Source organism: Porphyromonas canoris (assembly GCF_000769115.1).
Taxonomy (GTDB): Bacteria; Bacteroidota; Bacteroidia; order Bacteroidales; family Porphyromonadaceae; genus Porphyromonas_A; species Porphyromonas_A canoris.
The window spans coordinates 59,959-78,649 of sequence record NZ_JQZV01000005.1 but is presented as its reverse complement, the minus strand read 5'-3'; the positions used below and the strand labels follow the sequence as shown (position 1 = coordinate 78,649).

Here is an 18,691-nt window from a genome sequence, read left to right as displayed (position 1 = left end):
AAGATCAAGGAGCTTTTATCTCGGTTTCCTGTCGGTTTTGTAGAGTAGAGTTTATACTTCCCTGCCGGGAGGAAGTGTCTTTATCTGCTCTTTTATCGCTTATGTCCTGAACAGATGTTTGAACTCATCTGCATAAAGTCTCGATAATCCGTGCCGGTTGTCTATGGCTTCTCCCACCACAATCATGGTGGTTAGGGTAAGGTTGTTCTCTTCCACGATTTTTGCCAAGTCTTTCAGCTCTCCCCGGTAGATGCGCTCATCTTTCCACGTAAGTTTGTAGCAGGCAGCCACCGGAGTGGTTGGCGGATAGTGCTCTAAGAGTTGAGCCTGAACATCCCTCACGATGCCGGCACTGAGGAAGATGCACATGGTGCTCTGAGAACGTGCCAGCAGATGGAGCTTCTCTTTTTCCGGCATCATGGTACGCCCTTCTCCACGGGTGAGGATAATGGTCTGTACCTTTTCCGGAATGGTAAACTGCGAGCGAAGAGCTGCTGCAGCGGCTTGGAATGATGAGATCCCCGGTGTGATGTGGTACGACATATCGTGGGCATCGAAGAGTGCCATCTGCTCTTGGATGGCGCCATAGATGCAAGGGTCGCCCGTATGCAGACGAACCACCAAAAGCCCTTTGTCGTAAAACTCTTTCATGATCTCAAACTGCTCTTCAAGACTCATTGATGCGGAGCTACGCACTGTGGCTCCCGCTTTGGCATAGTGGGTCAGCTCTATGGGTACGAGACTGCCGGCATAAAGAATAAGATCCGCCTGTTGCAGAAATCTTTTCCCTTTGACCGATACAAGCTCCGGATCTCCCGGACCGGCACCTACAATTTCTATATGACCGGCGCGAACAGATGCTCTATCCTGCGCCAATGCGAATGTGAACTCATTCCCGGCGGAAAGTGCCCCTTTCTGCTTCTCCAACAGTAAAGCTCCTCCCTTTGCAGCCATAATGGATGAGGCTTCCGATACACTCGGTACGGATGTTACCTCTTCTACTTTCTTGGAGGGGTTGGGTACTTCCACACCGTCCAACTCTCTGTCCGAAAAGATATGGAGAGGCGCACCAAAATGCGTGGCAAGCTCGTGCAGCATCGGCTCATCTTTCTTTAGCTCTATGGACGATAGTGATGCAATGGAGAGGGGAGAGTAGCCAAAACCTGTAAGGGCTTCTTCCAGATAGCCGGCTACTCCGGTAGAGGAGCATTGGCGACGGCATCCCATGCCGAGGTGCAATACACTCGGACGATAGTAGATGGCAGGGACAGGCACCTCTCTGTATATCTTCGGTGTGACGGCTATGAACAGCTCGTACTCTTTCCACTCTATATCCGCAATGTTGTAGAAGAGATCTACGTGCGGCGGTTTGGTACGCTCCATGTATGCCGTTCCGCTATCTTTGATGTCGAGTAGAAGGGCTACCCGCTTGTCATTAACAAATAGCGTGATGGGTGCATTCAGGTTGGCTTCGGAGGTTTCTGTCTTCCAACCGTACTTTTTACCTATCGTGTCCAATGCCCATAAGCCGAGACCATCGCTTTGAGTGGTGATCACCTCTTGTGCTCCAAGCACTCGTGCCAAAGCTGTGGAGAGTTCGTTTGCTCCTCCGACATGCCCGGAGAGAACAGATACAACGAACTGCCCCGTGCTGTCTATATTGACAATGGCAGGGTCTGTGTATTTGTCTCTGATATATGGTGCGATAGTCCTGATACAGATACCCATAGCCCCGATGAAGACTAAGGCATCGGATTTGGAAAATAACTCGCCGACATGGGTGAGCGGATGTATCTCCGCGTCGGGATACTCCTTTAGGATGGTTTCGGCAAGGTGTCGGCTACGCTCGGAAACCAGTATGATTGCAATGGATTTCATCTGTCGTCTTATTGTTTAACAGCCCTCATGACTTCTATCGGATTGAAGTCGTCTATCGTGATTCGGGTACTCTGCATCTCTCCGAAGCCGTGTGCCCCGCACGCATCAAGGAACATCTGTCTGCTTTCGGGAGATACGGCGTTGAAGACCAATATGCTGCCCGAAGCCATTTTCGCGGATAATTTCTCCACGATTTCGTTCATCTTGCCTCCGTGTCCGCCGATAAAAGCAGCATCCGGAGCAGGTAAAGCATCCGTCTCGGTCTCTGTGAAGTCTCCGATAAACGCATTGATGCCGGGCGTTCCGAACTTTTTTGCATTTTCATGGATGAGCATCCGCCCCTCTTCTCGCTGTTCAAAAGCATAAACCTGAAGGTGTGGAAACTGCAGCTTTGCCTCGATGGAGACAGAGCCGGTACAGAATCCGACATCCCAAAAGACACTCCTTTCCCGTAAGTCCAGTGCACTCAGCGAGAGAAGTCGAATAGGCATTTTGGTGATCATCTTGGCTCTACCGTTGAGCAGATGAAAGTTCCCTTCATGAAGACCAAGCGGTCGGGGACGAGTGTATTGCTTGTGGAGGATGATGTTATTGGGAAATGCAAACGACTGCGAAGCGATCTCTTCCAAACCGTGAGTGGTAACACGCTCTGCTTCGGTATTGCCCAGCAGTTCGCCTACGGACATCTTGTAGTTGTCATACCCATACTCCAACATCCGTTTGGCTATGGTTTGAGGGGTATGTTCTTTGTTATCCGTGAGTATGCCTATAAGATCATATCCGAGAATGAGAGCTTCATCGAACTTGTGCCAAGGGCGTCCCGTGAGAGAGACAATCTTCATATCCTGATAGGGGAGCAGGAGGCGATGAGCGTGTAGCTGCAAAGAGTTGAAGTAGGGATAGAGATCAATCTCCGCTTCGGGCATTTCTCGCAGAACAGTATTGGCAAATCCGAAGAAGAGCGGATCGCCTGAGGCAAATATCACAACCTCTTCGTGCCGGCGATATGCCTCGAAAACTTGAGAGAGAGGAACTACTATCGGAATCCAACTATACCCTTCGGGCAGGTAGGGATCCATGATCTCTTTATGACGCAATCCGCCCGAAAAGATACTGTTTCGGGCTATACGCTCCCGAAGATGAGGGGAGAGATGCTGCTCTCTGTTGTCATCTATGCCAATGATAGTGAACTTCATCTTTTCGTTTATTACAGATCTCGTCCGGGGCGAAGCTGTTCGGCATCGTCGAGAGTCAGGATGGAGTTTACAAGTGTAGCCGCCAGATTGCTTCCGCCTTTGCGTCCCTCCACTATGATTTTAGGGATGGAAGGGAAAGACTTGAGCATGTGTTTCGACTCGCAAACATTCACAAACCCGACCGGAGCACCTATCACCCCGACAGGTGAAGCCTTTCCTTTTCGGATCAGATCGCATAGCTCGATAAGTGCAGTAGGGGCATTGCCGAAAGCGTAAAGCGCATCAGGGTGCTCTTCTACCGCCAATCGGATGCCGGCTTGAGTACGGGTAATGCCTTTCTCCGTAGCCATCTGTGCCACTCTCGGATCGTGCAAATAGCATTTGGCTTCTATGCCCAAACGCTCCAATGCTCCCTTTCTGATGCCGGAGACAACCATGGTAACATCCGTGATGATGGTACTTACTTTCTTGGAGATAAAGGCTTCATGAAGCTGCTCTACGGCTTTTTCATCTGTGTAGAGTACTTTCTCCATGTCAAAGTCTGCGGTTGTGTGGATGGAGTGGAGCAGAGCCCACTTGTGATCCAACGGGATATTTTTGTTTGCCAACTCGCTTTCGATGGTCTGAAAACTGCGGATCATGATATCCTGTCCGATCTTATCCGCCTGCATACCCTTGTTGCGATAATAGCCGCGAGGGGTTATCATCTTACCGTCGGCAGATTTATAAGTCTGGGAATTGCCTAACAGAACAAGCGTGAACATATCTATCTCTTCCGGATCAAATGCTTCCAATGTGGTAAGAGTGATATTCTGATCTTCTCTTCCTGCCTGACGGACGTATCCCACAGGCGTTTGAGGATCGCGGTGTTTAAGGAATAGCTCTTTCAGTCGGTGCAGTTGCCAATACCTGCCATTACTCTTGGGATTATAGACGGCAGTGATAAAGTCTGCCATTGCTGCGGCTTCTATTCTCTTCTCAATGGTAGCCCAGGGAGTCATGAGATCGGATAGAGAGATCACGCAAAAGTCATGTCCGATGGGAGCACCCAGCAAAGCAGCCGCTTTTTGAAAGGCACTTATACCGGGTAATACCTCTACCTCGATGTCGCTATCGCGTTCATCTTTCATCTCATATACCAGTGGCGCCATGCCGTAAATACCGGAATCGCCGGAGCTGATCACCACCACCGTCTTGCCTTCTTCTGCAAGATCGAATGCCTGTTCGGCTCGCAACTGCTCTTTCTTCATGCCTGTATCTATACAGACCGTGCCGGGAGAGAGAACAGACTCTATAAACTGAAAATAATATTTGTATCCCACGACCACATCTGCCGTCTTTACGGCATCCAATACAGCCGGTGATATATCTTCTTTACCGCCCGGACCTATCCCGGCGACTACTATTTTTCCTTTCTTCATTCGCTATGCTCTACTGTTCTTAAGGTATCAAATTCAAAATCTTTCTACTTCATCTTCTTTCCTGTGGAGATATAAAGGCTTTTCTTTTGCATGATTCCGATCTTTCGGTATCGGGAATAGAAGGTGAGAAGTTCAAGGAAACGCTCCTGAACGGCAGGCAACTCTCCAAGTCCGCAAAGGTGAAGTACCACTTCGTATCCCTCTTCTTCCAACATCTCTTTCCAGTCTTCCGCAATATCGTTCTTGGCATGCTCTCCGGCTACCAGCATAAGCGGTTGAAGGTGTACACGTTTGGTGTCCAACCTGCGTAGTTGTGAGAGAGCCTGCTCAAAGTAAGGATAGCCTTCGATACAGCCTATAATGTGATTGGGATAACCGAGATCTTTCAGCTTGTAATCGAGCATCGCGTATTGTGCGGTAGATACATCGTAAGTGCCGTGACCGACCCAAAGATAAACTTCATCCTCTTCTGTCTCAGCCGTCATAGCCTCTATGAGCGCATCATAATCCTCTTCATACGAAAGAAGTGGCGAGCAGAGACGAACCTCTTTGAACCTGTCTCGGATCTCTTCGACGTCTATGCAGAGACTCTCCATCTCTACTCCCCAGATGATTGTCGTAGGCTGTACTATGACATGAGTGTATCCCTGATCTGCCAAAAGCCTTAGAGCTTCCGAAGGTAACATCTTCTCCACTCCTCTATCCTTGAGACGCTTCACGATGATACGCGATGTGTACGCCTCGTACATATCTATCATCGGATAGTGAGCCGTAACCATATCATTTATTATATCTATGGTCTTCTCTCTGGTATCCTCATGAGTGGTTCCGAAGTGCGCCATAAGAATAGCCACTTTATCTCCATCCGTTACATGATCGAAGATGTTATCCTCTTCAAAAACCTTGTTCCCGGCTTTCGAGTGAGTCAGTAGTTTTTTATCTTGATTGTTATCTGTCATAGTGTTATCTGTTCTTATAGAAATTGATGTACGCTCTGTTTACCAAAACATTTCCGCCTTTGGTCGGATAGTTACCTGAGAAATACCAGTCGCCCGGATGGTTCGGAACAGCTTCGTGAAGCCCTTCCATGGATTGGAATACCAGCTCGACAGGAATATCTATACCCTCCGGCATCAGGAGCTCAAGCATCTTTGTGTTCAATTCATCCACAGAGAACGGAGCATAAAGACGCTTCACAAAATTCTGTTCCGTGAGTCTGTTCTCCGCTTCTGCCTTGATAATGTCCGAGTAGATCTCATCCAACACTGCAGTCTGTCCTCTCTCTTCGAGCAGCGCAACAGCTGCACGGAATGCGACAAACTCTTCCAATCTGCTCATGTCTATACCATAGCAGTCCGGATAACGCACTTGGGGAGCGGATGATACGATTACGATTTTTGTGGGACCGAGACGATGAAGAATGGTGATGATACTCTCTTTCAACGTTGTTCCCCGAACGATGCTGTCGTCGATAACCACCAGCTTATCCTCGTTTCGGTTCAAAGAGCCGTAAGTAATATCGTATACGTGTGCCGCCAACTCCTTTCGGCTTTCGCCCTGAGTGATGAATGTTCTCAGCTTGATATCCTTTACCGCCACCTTCTCAGCCCTTATGCGCTTGTTGAGGATAGTGCCCAACTCTTCGGATGTAGGGTTCGAGAGCTCTTGGATAGCCTTTAGTTTTTGTTCGTTGAGTACTTTATTCAGACCCTCCACAAGCCCGAAATAAGCCACTTCGGCAGTATTCGGAATAAAGGAGAATACGGCATGATCCAAGTCGTAATCTATACTCTTCATCACCTGTGGAACGAGATTAGCCCCTAACGCCTTGCGCTCTTTATAGATGTCTCTATCGCTACCTCTGGAGAAGTATATGCGTTCAAACGAGCAGGCTGCATTGGGTGCTTGTGGCAGGATCTCGAATATATTGACCTGCTCACCGCTTTTATCTATCGTGATGGCACTGCCCCTCGGAAGCTCCTTAACCTTATCAAAAGTGAGGTTCATAACGGTTTGGATGACGGCTCTTTCCGATGCAACGACAACGATTTCGTCGTCTACATAATAGAAAGCAGGGCGTATCCCCGCAGGGTCTCTCATAACAAAAGATTCTCCGCTTCCTGTCATACCGCACATGGCATACCCGCCTTCCCATAGTGGCGAACACTTTGAGAGCGGATTGCAAAGGTTGATATGGCTTTCTATATGGTCGGTAATGTCCATGCCTTCAAGCCCCATACCCTTGGCGATTCTGTACACTCGCTCTATCTCTCTGTCCAATGCGTGCCCCATCTGTTCTATGACGATGTGAGTGTCGGACATGTTTCTCGGATGCTGTCCTACGGATGTGATGGACTCAAAAATCTTATCCGTGGAGGTGAGATTAAAGTTTCCGCACAAGAGCAGACTCTTTGCTCTCCAGTTGCTACGCCTCATCATCGGATGGACAAAAGCCATACCTCTCTTGCCGGTAGTACTGTACCGAAGGTGTCCCATGTAGCACTCTCCTGCAAAGGGAACATGCTTGGAGATGCTGTCTATACTCTCGAAAAGCTCTTCCGGAGTGGAGTCTATATCTTTTCTGACATCCTCAAACACTTCTGTGATGGCACTACTGCCTTGAGCTCTATGCCTGAAGAAGTACTCTTCACCGGGAGGAGTGTTTAGTTTAACACAAGCCATCCCGGCTCCTTCTTGCCCTCTGTTGTGCTGCTTCTCCATGAGAAGATACATTTTGTTCAGTCCGTAACGCCACGTCCCATATTTCTCATGATAGAAGGAGAGGGGTTTGCGTAGTCTGATGAGGGCGATACCGCACTCGTGCTTCAATGTTTCCATTACGATGTATTGTAGATCTTATTGGTTTGTAAGCCGAAAGACATCTGTCGAAGATGCCTTCAAAGTTTGAAAACGTAAAGTTACGGAATCGGGAGCGCAAATGAAAATGCTCCCGACCATAGATAGTCCATGGACGAGAGCGTTCCTATTAAGTTTTGCAAGCATCTGCTCCGGATGTTTTGCTTAGTGAGAGATGGATATGATCTCACCATGCTTCGGGGTGAGCTTGAATATATCATCGTACCCGATCTGTCCGGTAATGTACTGGGCGGTATTGATGACACCGCCATGGCAGAAACAGATAATGTGGGAGTAGCCTTTCTCTTTGCAGGAAGAGATGAACTCTTCTACCCTCAAAATCATATTCTGGAGAGTCTCTCCATCCGGTATCTCCATCTGATGCCATGTGGCAAACCAGAGATTCTCATCACCCAATGCAAGATCTGAAATATCATACCACGGTCTCATCTCCCAACTTCCGAAGTTAAACTCCATAAGCCGGTCATCCCTTATGGCATCGCCATATCCACAGTAGTCCGCAAGCAGTGTCGCCCTGCTCAGAGGGGAAGTAAAAGAGGCATCATACCTATGTTCGAGAGCATCCAACTTCTGTTTGACCTGCTCGGCTTCGCGTTCAAAGTTTTTGGATACGGGAACATCCGTTTGTCCGTAACAGAGTATGGGGTCTATGCTTAAAGAGGTGTGTCTTATCCAGTCTATTGTCATATTATCGGGGTTTCTGCATCAGGGGGACGGGGCATCACCCTTTCTTCATTCCGCCAAGGCGTTTAGCTTCACGATAGCTCTCTTTCGGAGCTTCGGTGTTCTTGCCTTTTCTGTTCGGCCCCTTGGTGCCGGAGCTGATCTTTCTTCCTTTCCTTAGTTCTGCGCTTTTTGGAGAAGAGAAGCGTATGCCATCTCTATCGTCCTGCTCATCCCTGCCAAAACGGACAAATACATCTTGAGAGGAGCGAGCTTTTTCTCTACTTACTTTTCTGAATATGCCTTTTAGGGGAACAGACGAGTGGTCCAAACGCACATCATCATCCACACAGGCTTTGTCGCCAATACCCACTACTTCGTTATTCTTGGTCACCCTACCGGCACGGATGAGCTCTTCTGACTCTTTTCGGGTAAAGTCGTAGTATTCGCTTAGAATACGACTGATACGAATTTCCATAGTATCTTTTTTCTAATACTTTTACGGGCACAAAGATATATTAAAATGCGGAAGTTGAAAATAGTAGTTTTAAGATTATTGCACACTCCTCTCCGCTCTTTTCTGCAAGTCTTTTCATTCTTCTCTTTTCCGTGTTCAAAAGTTGTTCTGAACAGGGATATTTTCTTTGTTGAACGGGTTAAGATTTTCAAACCAAATCTTCATTTGGAGCAATCAAATCTTGATGCCTGCAAATCGAGCCTTGAATCCTGCAAATCAAGCCCTAAATCGTACAAACCGGCTTTTGATTTACAATGGTATAAGGCATCACATCATCTTTTGTAAGTGTATAGTCTGTTTTGTGAACGGATATAAAAGAGGCACCGACTACTGCGGTGCCTCAAAATACAGAATTGTGAAATAGTAGCAAGGATTAAATAGTATAGCAGAAATACCTCCACTCACTCCACGGACAGAGTATATCTCCTACTTTTGCTCTGACACGCCAACGGCCTCTTTGAGCTCCAACGAACAGATGATCAAGGTATGTTTTAGATGTTTTGTAGGTGTAATTGTGGCTTTTACCGCTCTCAATTGCTTGGTCGGAGGCCCAACCGCAACAGAAATGATCCGTCTCCACGTGGTATTCAACAGGAACACCTTCTACTGCAACGGGAGTCCATTCAAACCTTGTATCTCTTGGGTAGTGGCTGAAAATCTGGTAGGGGAATGGGCTTATTTGTTTTGGAACAACACCGCTCCACCAGTTTAGTGTCGGGTCTCCCAATAGTACCAAGCCGTAGAACCAGCCTATTTCCCAGTCTTCATGTTTAGCTCCCAAGCATTTCCACCATTCTACAAAGGCTTCTCCTATTGTCATGCCTTTGCCCATCGGGCCATAGAAGTTTTCAAAGAAGAGCATCGACCCAGACTTTGTACTACCTATTGCAGCCATACCCGGATTGATACCGTTGCCGGGCTTGTCAAAAATGTACCATCCTGCCATATAATCCGGCTGAGTAAACAGGGCACTGCTGCATGCAAAGAGGTTGTAGAAGTTTGCTTGAGGAGGATTTTCGTCTTTGATGTATTTGACTCTTATGTAGTTGTCCTCCTCCTTGAATGGTTCGTTAGGGATAGAAAAACGGTGGAGATAAGGGTTGGAGTGAGCACAAACCTGAGCCCAACCGAAATGTTTAGCCATCTTTGCCTTGTAGGTGTTGGCATTGGTTTCTTTTTTGTCCGTGCAAACGTCGATGTTACTGCTTGGAAGCATCATATCCATAGCACAATCTCCGAATCCTGCCCAGTCGTCATCCACGATGGTCAGACCTTTATTGGATTGTCCTAAGAGTCCTTTTCTAAAGTAGTGATTGCGAGCAAAGTACTGATTTATAAGCCGGGCGTTGTTGCCGTTCATGTCGGGAGTCCATATTCTGCCCACCCATATCTCGGCATCTATATCTCCGGCGTGTATATTGTAGTCTCCATCTTTGTCTTTGTCTTTGTCTTTCCATCTTCCATTGGCATCCATGAAGAAAAGATCACAAGGAAATACCGAGGAGTGACCTCTAACTTTATGCTCATACCATGCAATGGGAAGATTCCCAACGAATACTACACCTCTGAGAGCTGCTTTTCTCTTTCTGTCTTTTTCGTTTTTCTTTTCTCCCTTGCTTTCTCGCGGATCTTCAATAAGTCTCTTTCGGTTTCGGATAATGAATTTTCTTAAATCTGCCGCCGTTCCTCCTTTGTATCTGTACACATCTGCATAGTACCCGTCGTTTGCAACATCAAGAACGTATTGGTCTATGGAAGATTTAATGTCCGGATATAAGTCGTAGTTGACGACAACGATCATTCTTCCTTTGGTATAAACGTGTGTAGAATACTTGGTGAAGAGCTTCAAACCCGGCCCGAAAGAAGGACGAGGAACTCGCTTAACAAGAGGTTTGTCTAACTTTTCTCTGCGTCTTTTGTAGTTGCCGAATGTTTGGCGTTTGACCTTGATCGTATCGTCAAACTCTATTTCTTGTAGTTGTTTGATGTTACTGTAGTCAATCTTAAACTCTTTGGAGTTTTTCACTGCTTTAAGGTTGAGTTTTTCATTAGCCATAATGGTTTGTTTTATTGATGAATGAATAAATAATATAAATCGCTCGGAGTACTACACTGCTCCGAAAAGCGAATAAAAAGGTTTTGATCGTGCTTTTTACAGAAAGGTATTATCTGTGTCTGTCTCAAAGTTATGAAAATAAGTGGGAAAAATAAAGAAACCTCCGGGTTTTGCATCACACTCGAACGATCGATGAAAAGTGATGAGCTTTTCTTGTGGATTTCTTTCTAAAAACCTGTTTTTTATTTGAACTATAATCTGTACCTTTGATTTCAGCTTTACTCCCAATATTTTGCGTCGAAGAAATGCGTAAAACACCAAACTCCACTCCAAATATCAAGGTAGCGGAAAGCTATCATGTACCGGTGCTTCTGGATGAAACACTGGATGCGTTGAACATAAAACCGGATGGTATCTATGTCGATTGTACATTCGGAGGAGGAGGACACAGCAAAGCCATCGTGGAGCGACTCTCCTCCAAAGGCAGGCTTATTGCTGTGGATCAGGATGCAGATGCCATTCGGAATATCCCGGAGGGAGAAGAGCGAATGCTTTTCGTGCATGGGAATTTCCGGTATCTTCGCCACTATCTCGCTTATATCGGAGTGGAGAAAGTGGATGGCATATTGGCGGATCTGGGTGTCTCTTCTCATCATTTCGATGATCCGGACAGAGGTTTCAGCTTCCGATTTGATGCTCCATTGGATATGCGGATGAATGCTCAACAGAAACAGACCGCTGCGGATCTTCTACTCTCTGAGACGGAAGAGGAGTTGGCTTTCATCTTTAGAAACTATGGAGAGCTGAATCAGCCGTATCGTATAGCCAAGACTATAAAGCAAGCGATTGAGAAAGGTCTGCCTTTACGAACAGTGAACGACCTTATAAGCATACTCTCTCCATCTCTTTTTCGGGAGAACGATAAGAAGAATCTGGCAAAGCTTTTTCAGGCTCTTCGGATAGAGTTGAATGATGAGATGGGAGCTCTGAAAGATCTGTTGAGGTATTCAAGAGAGCTTCTTGCAGATGATGGACGGATAGCAATAATCACCTATCACTCTCTGGAGGACAGACCGGTGAAGAACTTTTTCCGCTATGGCAACATGGAGGGGACAAGAGAGGTGGATATGTATGGAAATGTACTCTCTCCAATGCGCCCCTCGTTCAAGAAAGCCGTGTTGCCTTCTGCTGAGGAAATAGACAGGAATCCTCGTTCTCGCAGTGCAAAACTGCGTGTAGGTATGCCGAACATAGAGGAGTAGAGACGGTTTCAAGATTTTATAACTGAAAATTTATGAGTAGCAAGAGTGGCAAGGAGAACAGATCAAGAAGTACTTTTTTCGGCTTTCTTGATGGAACGTGGGTGGCAAACCGCTGGACGCCACGCACTACGAAGTATGCCATAGCCGTCGTTCTCTCTTCTTTTATCTCCATCACCGCATCATATACGTCTATGGGCTTTCAGAGAAGGCTCGAAAAGCTGAAAAAGGAAGTGAAGGAGCTTAAAATGGAGCGAATATCGGTGAACTCTACTCTTGTTCAGAACAGACGCATTACCGTTATAGAGGAGAGAGTGAAGAGTGCCGAACTCGAAATATCCTCTCCGGATACGCCACCCATATATATAGATTAGAGATCTTCAATATAGAGCCCCAGACAGATGAGCGATAGTCCAAAAGAGTTTCGGAACAGGATCCGAGATAAAGAGAGCCGCCCAAAGGTGGCAGGAGGTCGATCAAGTGAAGAAGATAAGATCGTTGTACAGAAGCAACGGAAGAAGTTCTTGAAAAACTTCTATCATCTTTACGCTTGGTTGATGGTCTGTGTGGGCTTCGGAGTCATTGTAAAAGCTCTTGTTGTAACCACAACCGAGCGACAGATCTGGCTGGAGAAAGATAAAATTCACCAGCAACCGGATGTATCGGTACTGCCTACACGGGGAAATATCTACTCGGCAATGAATACTGCCATGGCTGTAAGTGTACCAAGATACAAGGTAAGCATAGACTTTAAGGCTGCCGGATTTAAGGACTCCATATTCAAGGCAAATGTGGACTCTATGGCTTGGTATCTTTCCGGAATATTGGGAGATAAAAGTGTGAGACAGTATAAGGAGTATCTGATGAAGGCTTACACCGAAGGGCGAAAGGGTAAACGTCGTACTCAGCGTATCATTCCGAAAGAGATCTCACACTTGGAACGACAACAGCTTGCTGCAGCTCCATATTTCAATATTCGGAATAGAAACGTCAGTGGAATCATAGATGAACCGGTGATTAGACGAGAGAGACCTTATGGTAATATGGCTTCTCGGACGGTGGGTTTTCTGCGTTCTGAAACAGATTCGACAGGATTGTCGCACGGTAGTAGCGGATTGGAGTTGGAGTACGACTCTCTGTTGTGTGGAGTGCCGGGTATCAATGCCAAAAAAAGAGTAAGCGGACAATGGGTCTATCCGGTAAAGAAAAAACCTGTAAACGGATGCGATATACATACAACCATAGATGTCAATATTCAGGACATAACGGAGCGAGCTCTATTGGAGAAAGTGAAGGAGTTTGATGCTCTATGGGGAACCGCCGTGATTATGGAGGTTGCCACAGGAGAGATAAAGGCAATGTCCAACCTCGACAGAAAGAGCAACGGAGAGTATGCAGAGACTGTCAATCATGCTTTAAGGGATCTTTTGGAACCAGGCTCCACAATTAAAGTGCCTTCCGTAATGGCTGTGTTGGAAGATGGGCACGGATCGCCTGATGATATAATAGATGTAGGTAATGGAACATGGCTTTTCAATAAAAGGGTTGTTCAGGATCACAATAAAGATCGTGGGGGATACGGAGATATTACTTTGGCACAGTCTATCTGGTTCTCTTCCAATGTCGGCGTTGCCAAGGCTGTAACAAGAGGATACGGAAACGACTATAAAGCATTTCGAGACCGACTGGTAAAGATGTCTTTGCTTGAACCGATCTCTCTGGAAATTCCCGGTACGGCAAAACCTTTTATAAAAGAGGCAAAAAATTGGGATAAGACCTCCATCGCATGGATATCTTTCGGGTACGAAACACAGATACCTCCTATATATATGCTTCGTTTTTATAATGGTATAGCCAATAACGGAAGGGTCATGCAGCCGTATCTGGTAAGAAAAATCGTGAGGGATGAAGAGGTCTTGAGGCGTACGGAACCGACCGTTGTAAAGGAGCGTATGGCAAGTGAAAAGACTCTGCGACAGATACAGCAGATGCTCAGAGAAGTGGTAACCGAAGGAACGGCAAAATCTGCTCTGTCTAACTCCGTAGAAATATCCGGAAAGACTGGAACGGCTTATATTTCCGAGGGACGTGGAGGATATGGAAGAGGTAAGAATGTAACTTTTGCCGGGTATTTCCCTTCGTCTGAACCTAAATACAGTATAATTGTGGTGATAAGCAGACCACAAACCAGGCTGGGAGCAGGTGCTGTCTGTGGTCCGGTGGTAAAGTCTATCGCCGAACAGATCCATGCCACTACGATGTATGCGGAACTGAACGATATAACTCCCGACTCTCTGGCTACATTCCGTATGCCGATACATGGTGGAAGAGGCGATGTAGTGGAGAAGGCTTGGAAGTTTGTGATAGATAAGAATAGTATCGAGAAAGCAGATGGAGAGGTTTCCAACTGGATCAAGTATGGAAGAGATAGTTTAGGAAACTCTTTCCCTCAAGAGGTTAATATTGCAGAGGATCGGATGCCTTCTTTAATAGGCATGATGCCAATGGATGCCATTTATCTTGCACAGTCTTGTGGCTTGAAAGTATCCGTAGGCAATCATGGATCTAAAGTGGTGGCACAGTCCATTCCGGCAGGACAGAAAATAAAGCCGGGCGCACAACTCTTCATAAGACTGCATTAGCAGGTCAAGCAGATTTTCTTGAAGTGCTTAGTTTTGAATAATTAAAAGAACAGATACCAATATATGACAATTCAGCAACTATTTAAGGGAATTCCTCATGAGCAATTGGCGGATGTGGGGCATATAGAGATTAAAGGAATACAATCCGACTCAAGAAAGGTAAATTCGGGAGATCTTTTTGTTGCTATCCGTGGAACTATTTCGGATGGACACGACTTTATTTGTCAAGCAGTAGAAAAGGGAGCTGTGGCAATCTTGTGTGAAGAACTTCCCGAATATGATCTGCCGGAAGAGATTGCCATTATCCGCACAGAACATACCGATGTTGTTGTGGGAATGGTAGCTGCCAATTTTTACGGACATCCGTCTGATAAGATAAAGCTGGTAGGAGTTACCGGAACAAATGGAAAGACAACTACTGCGACACTACTGTATGAGGTGTTCAGAAAGTTGGGGTATAAGGTCGGCTTGCTTTCTACGGTTTGTGTCAGAATAGGAGATGAGCAGATAGAAGCTGTTCGTACAACTCCCGATGCTCTTACTCTTCAATACTTCTTGCACAGAATGGTGGAGGAGGGATGTAGCTACGCATTTATGGAGGTCTCTTCTCATGCTGTGGTTCAACACAGAATAGGAGGGACAACATTTGCCGGTGGTATATTTACGAACCTTACGCATGATCATCTGGACTATCACTTGACATTCGATAATTATCTCAGAGCCAAACAGGGATTTTTTGATCAGTTGTCTCAAGATGCGTTTGCCCTGACCAATGTGGATGATAGAAATGGTATGGTGATGGTACAAAATGCCAAAACATCTGTTTATACTTATGGGCTCAAGACCGACTCTACTTTTAAGGGAAAGATCATAGAAAAGCATTTGGATGGTACCGAAATGCTTATGGATGGTACAGAGATTTTTACTCATTTCGTAGGGGATTTCAATGGATATAATCTTATGGCCGTGTATGGTGCAGCAAGACTCTTGGGTGTCGAGAAGGATGTCCTACTTCCCGTTATGAGTAGTCTGATACCGGTTAATGGCAGATTTCAGACCATAATGTCTCCGAGAGGATTTGTGGCCGTTGTAGACTATGCTCACACGCCTGATGCTTTAGAAAATGTGTTACATACGGTTTCCGACTTGGTACAAGGCAAAGGAGAGCTGATTACAGTCGTTGGCTGTGGCGGAAATCGGGATAAAGAGAAGCGTCCTATCATGGCGGCAGTAGGAGCAAAGTGGAGTAGCAAGCTTATCTTGACTTCTGATAATCCGAGAGATGAAGAGCCAATGCAAATTCTTAAAGAGATGGAAAGCGGGCTGCTTCCAAATGAAAAAGCCCAAGTACTGACCATTGAAGATAGAAAGCAGGCTATTAAGACGGCATGTATGTTGGCGAAGAAAGGAGATGTTGTTCTTATCGCCGGTAAGGGACATGAAAATTACCAGGAAATACGTGGCGAAAAGTACCATTTTGATGATGTAGAGGAGGTTCTTGACTGCTATAAATCCATGTAAAGGTCTAATGCTTTATTTCCATTCTTAATCCTTATGCTTACTTATCTGATAGACTATCTGCAATCTTTGCAAGTGCCGGGAATCAATGCTTTTTCTTACGTTACAACTCGTTCCGGTATCGCTTTTGTCTTGGCTTTGTTGCTGGCAACCATCGTTGGGAAAAAAATTATAGCTCGACTTCAACTGCTGCAATTGGGGGAAATCATCCGTCCATTGGACTTAGAGGGAGAAAAGAGTAAGGCAGGAACACCTTCTATGGGAGGGATTATCATCATCGTGTCTCTACTTATACCGGTACTTCTTTTTGCCAAGCTTAATAATGTATACATCATACTGATGATTCTTACCACTCTTTGGCTGGGTGTTTTAGGATTTATAGATGATTATATCAAGCTTGTCAAGAAGAATAAAGAGGGCTTGAGAGGCAGGTATAAAATCATTGCACAAGTAGGACTCGGCACCATCGTTGCCGTTGTTCTATTCATGAGTCCGAGTGTGGTAATTTTGGAAAATCATGAGGTAAGACATCAGGAAACACAGGAGATAACCGTAACCTATAATCTTGTTCCGGAGAAATCCACCACAACAACAATTCCTTTCGTTAAAGAAAACAACTTCGATTATAGCTGGTTTGTTTCTGGTTTTAACCGGCATAAGGAGATGTTGACCTTTCTCATTTTTATTATTGCCTGTATTCTCATTGTAACGGCCGTTTCCAATGGCGCAAATATGACTGATGGATTGGATGGACTTGCAGCAGGGTCTTCTGCTTTTATGGGAATGGCTCTGGGTATTCTCGCTTATGTCTCATCTCACCTCACTTTTGCTGAGTATCTAAATGTCATGTTTATTCCCGGAGCAGAAGAACTGGTGGTATTTGCAGCCGCATTTGTAGGAGCAACGATGGGATTCCTTTGGTACAATTCTTATCCTGCACAAGTATTTATGGGGGATACAGGAAGTCTTACCATCGGAGGTATAATAGCTGTTTATGCAATAGTTATAAGGAAAGAACTTCTTTTGCCCATCCTTTGTGGAATATTTGTTGTAGAAAATCTATCCGTTATATTGCAGAGATATTATTATAAATACACAAAGAAAAAACAAGGAGTGGGTAAGCGGATCTTCAAGATGGCTCCACTACATCATCACTTTCAGAAACCGGGGAACGAGGGGATAGATGCTATAATACAAAAACCTATTACACCTATTCCTGAAGCAAAGATTGTAACAAGATTTTGGCTAATAGGTGCTATACTTGCTATATTAACTATCATAACTTTGAAGTTGAGATGAAGAAGATTGTCGTTTTAGGAGCCGGAGAGAGTGGACTACAAGCTGCTCTTTTAGCGAAAAAGAAGGGATACGAAGTCTTTGTCTCGGATAAGAATAATATACCGACTGAAGTTAAGGAGTCTCTAAACTCTGCTGGAATACTTTTCGAGGAAGGAGGACACACTTGGGAAAATATAAGCGATGCAACAATCGCGGTAAAAAGTCCGGGTATTCCACAAACAGCTCCAATAATTTTACAATTAAGAGAGAATGGATGTGAAGTAATATCAGAAATAGAGTTTGCTGCGCGCCATATGGAGGGCGCAAATTTTATCGCCGTAACCGGAAGCAATGGAAAGACTACGACTACTTCTCTTATTGCTCATGTATTAAGGTCTGCCGGTTGGGATGCTGTCGAATCCGGTAATATTGGTTTTGCCCTTTCCAGATATGCGCAGGAAGATTCCCGAAGAGATATTTATGTGGTAGAGCTTTCCAGCTTTCAATTGGAAGATATGCCGACATTCTCTCCTTATGTTTCTATTATTTTGAATATTACGCCCGATCATCTTGATAGGTATGATTATGATATAGAGAAATATGCTGATGCAAAGGGAAAGGTTTTTTGCAATCTTGCTCCAGATGGTCTTGCAATCTATTTTGGCGAAGATGAGGAGATCAGAAAATTGCTTGTGCGTCATCCGATCTCTTCCGGAATTGCAAAATTTAAGTTTTATACCCAACAACCGGAAGCAGATCTTTACTTTGGCTCATTAAGAGAGAATGATATTTTAGTGGCTTTGCCTCAGGGACGTTTTTCGTTCAAACTATCAGAGTTGAGTCTGAAAGGTGTGCACAACTACTGCAATATAATGGCAGCAATAGCAGCAACTCTGCATGCCGGAGTAGATCTTTTTGCTTTGAAAGAGGCTTTGAGAACATTTAAGAGTGTTCCGCATCGTATGGAAGATGCTGGGATTGTGGAGTCTGTCCACTACATCAATGACTCTAAAGCCACCAATATAGATGCAACGAAGTATGCTCTTGGAGCCATGGCGGATAAAGATATCATATTGATACTCGGAGGAACAGACAAAGGTAATGACTATACTACAATAGCAGAGGAGGTAAAAAGAACTTCTCTTGGTCTTATATTTATGACAAAGGATTATCAGAAATTGGAGCAGCAGTTAGGCTCTCTCGGTATTCCTTATGTGGTATCGGAGGATGTGGAAGACACGGTCAGAAGAGCACATGAAATGGCAAAAGAGTGCGGTGCTAATACGGTTTTGCTCTCTCCTTGTTGTGCAAGTTTTGATCTATTCAAGAATTATGAGGATAGAGGAGACCGTTTTAAGGAAGCTGTAAAAACCTTATTATGAAGTA

At 45.3% G+C, this 18,691-nt stretch carries 14 protein-coding genes; 6 read left to right on the top strand and 8 right to left on the bottom strand.

The window, feature by feature from the left end; genetic code table 11:
• Nucleotides 1-99: 99 nt before the first annotated feature.
• The 8 genes from cobM to HQ43_RS02570 form a co-directional block, all read right to left on the bottom strand.
• Nucleotides 100-1,878 (bottom strand): precorrin-4 C(11)-methyltransferase, encoded by a 1,779-nt coding sequence (gene cobM / locus HQ43_RS02605; RefSeq protein WP_036789289.1) that lies wholly within the window; start codon nt 1,876-1,878, stop codon nt 100-102.
• 8 nt (nt 1,879-1,886) lie between these two features.
• Nucleotides 1,887-3,074 (bottom strand): bifunctional cobalt-precorrin-7 (C(5))-methyltransferase/cobalt-precorrin-6B (C(15))-methyltransferase, encoded by a 1,188-nt coding sequence (locus HQ43_RS02600; protein ID WP_036789287.1) that lies wholly within the window; start codon nt 3,072-3,074, stop codon nt 1,887-1,889.
• An 11-nt stretch (nt 3,075-3,085) separates the two neighbouring features.
• Nucleotides 3,086-4,495, bottom strand: coding sequence for a precorrin-3B C(17)-methyltransferase (gene cobJ / locus HQ43_RS02595; RefSeq protein WP_036789285.1), 1,410 nt, complete (start codon nt 4,493-4,495; stop codon nt 3,086-3,088).
• Nucleotides 4,496-4,539: 44 nt separating this feature from the next.
• On the bottom strand, nt 4,540-5,454 hold the full coding sequence (locus HQ43_RS02590) for a sirohydrochlorin cobaltochelatase (protein ID WP_036789283.1): 915 nt from the start codon (nt 5,452-5,454) through the stop codon (nt 4,540-4,542).
• 4 nt (nt 5,455-5,458) lie between these two features.
• Nucleotides 5,459-7,333: an amidophosphoribosyltransferase gene (locus tag HQ43_RS02585; RefSeq protein WP_036789281.1), complete on the bottom strand. Its 1,875-nt coding sequence runs from the start codon at nt 7,331-7,333 to the stop codon at nt 5,459-5,461.
• Nucleotides 7,334-7,516: 183 nt separating this feature from the next.
• The gene (locus HQ43_RS02580) at nt 7,517-8,059 is read right to left on the bottom strand and encodes a histidine phosphatase family protein (protein WP_036789279.1); all 543 of its coding nucleotides are present in this window, start codon (nt 8,057-8,059) and stop codon (nt 7,517-7,519) included.
• A gap of 34 nt (nt 8,060-8,093) precedes the next feature.
• A complete protein-coding gene (locus HQ43_RS02575) occupies nt 8,094-8,513 on the bottom strand; it encodes a hypothetical protein (RefSeq protein ID WP_081964522.1) in 420 nt (139 codons plus the stop codon).
• 412 nt (nt 8,514-8,925) lie between these two features.
• Complete coding sequence (locus tag HQ43_RS02570; RefSeq protein WP_036789276.1) at nt 8,926-10,608, bottom strand: hypothetical protein; 1,683 nt, start codon at nt 10,606-10,608, stop codon at nt 8,926-8,928.
• A 305-nt stretch (nt 10,609-10,913) separates the two neighbouring features.
• Here HQ43_RS02570 and rsmH point away from each other — a divergent pair, with 305 nt between their 5' ends.
• The 6 genes from rsmH to murD all read left to right on the top strand — a co-directional run bounded on the left by rsmH (nt 10,914) and on the right by murD (nt 18,687).
• On the top strand, nt 10,914-11,870 hold the full coding sequence (gene rsmH, locus HQ43_RS02565) for a 16S rRNA (cytosine(1402)-N(4))-methyltransferase RsmH (RefSeq protein ID WP_036789274.1): 957 nt from the start codon (nt 10,914-10,916) through the stop codon (nt 11,868-11,870).
• A 32-nt stretch (nt 11,871-11,902) separates the two neighbouring features.
• Nucleotides 11,903-12,241, top strand: coding sequence for an FtsL-like putative cell division protein (locus HQ43_RS02560; protein WP_036789272.1), 339 nt, complete (start codon nt 11,903-11,905; stop codon nt 12,239-12,241).
• Between the two features lie 27 nt (nt 12,242-12,268).
• Complete coding sequence (locus HQ43_RS02555; RefSeq protein WP_052103030.1) at nt 12,269-14,509, top strand: penicillin-binding protein; 2,241 nt, start codon at nt 12,269-12,271, stop codon at nt 14,507-14,509.
• A 63-nt stretch (nt 14,510-14,572) separates the two neighbouring features.
• Nucleotides 14,573-16,030 (top strand): UDP-N-acetylmuramoyl-L-alanyl-D-glutamate--2,6-diaminopimelate ligase, encoded by a 1,458-nt coding sequence (locus HQ43_RS02550; RefSeq protein ID WP_036789270.1) that lies wholly within the window; start codon nt 14,573-14,575, stop codon nt 16,028-16,030.
• Between the two features lie 33 nt (nt 16,031-16,063).
• Nucleotides 16,064-17,326, top strand: a complete 1,263-nt coding sequence (gene mraY / locus HQ43_RS02545; RefSeq protein ID WP_036789268.1) for a phospho-N-acetylmuramoyl-pentapeptide-transferase — start codon at nt 16,064-16,066, stop codon at nt 17,324-17,326.
• Complete coding sequence (murD, locus tag HQ43_RS02540; RefSeq protein WP_036789266.1) at nt 17,323-18,687, top strand: UDP-N-acetylmuramoyl-L-alanine--D-glutamate ligase; 1,365 nt, start codon at nt 17,323-17,325, stop codon at nt 18,685-18,687. The genes mraY and murD overlap by 4 nt, the downstream gene beginning before the upstream one ends.
• Nucleotides 18,688-18,691 lie beyond the last annotated feature (4 nt).